Below are 741 nucleotides of genomic sequence, written 5' to 3'. Positions count from 1 at the left end.
GTGCCTTTTGGAATGACTGGTTGTGTTGGCATGAACAACGAAATGGTGTGTATCTCACTCAAGGATTGGATAACAGCACGATTTCTCAGATTGAACGCCTATTCATCGACATTGAGTACATTTCCAAATCAGACATGCCTTATCGAGATGATCTCGCGATTAACTTACTGGAACAACTGCTGATTCGTTGTAAAACTATTCAACCTGATGTGGTGAGCAAACCGTTAGATCCTCGTGTTATTGAAGCGATGAACTACATGACGCAGAACCTGAATCAAAATTTCACACTAGAAGACATCGCTGATTTCACCTGCCTGTCCGCCTCACGCTTAGGGCATCTATTTCGAGATGAAGTTGGCATGACCATTACTCAATGGCGTGACGACCAACGTATTAGCCGAGCGAAACAATTGTTGGTCACAACCAACTATTCGGTCAATCACATTGGTCGTATCGTTGGTTATACCGACCCACTCTACTTTTCTCGCGTATTCAAACGTAAAGCCGGCGCAAGCCCCAAATTGTATCGAGAGCAGATTAGTTGAAGGTTATCTTGAACACTCACTGTGCACTGACTACAATAGCGCACTTTTTTACGGAATTTAGGTCACAAACATGACAGATACAGCAAAACCAGCTCTACCAGATCGCCTAGCGGGTAACCCACGCAGCCCATTCTTCATCAAAGAATGTTTTGAGCACCAAATCGGTATCCGTTTCAACGGTAAAGAGCGCACTGAC

At 44.4% G+C, this 741-nt stretch carries 2 protein-coding genes; both read left to right on the top strand.

Annotation, left to right across the window (positions count from 1 at the left end; translation table 11 throughout):
- On the top strand, positions 1–545 hold a 545-nt coding region (gene araC / locus R7Q48_RS27045), incomplete at its 5' end, for an arabinose operon transcriptional regulator AraC (protein WP_318133329.1).
- 70 nt (positions 546–615) lie between these two features.
- Positions 616–741 (top strand): DUF3297 family protein (locus R7Q48_RS27040; protein ID WP_318133330.1); only part of this gene is annotated, 126 nt, incomplete at its 3' end.

Source organism: Vibrio sp. 378 (assembly GCF_033339435.1).
This window is presented reverse-complemented; position numbering and strand designations above follow the sequence as displayed.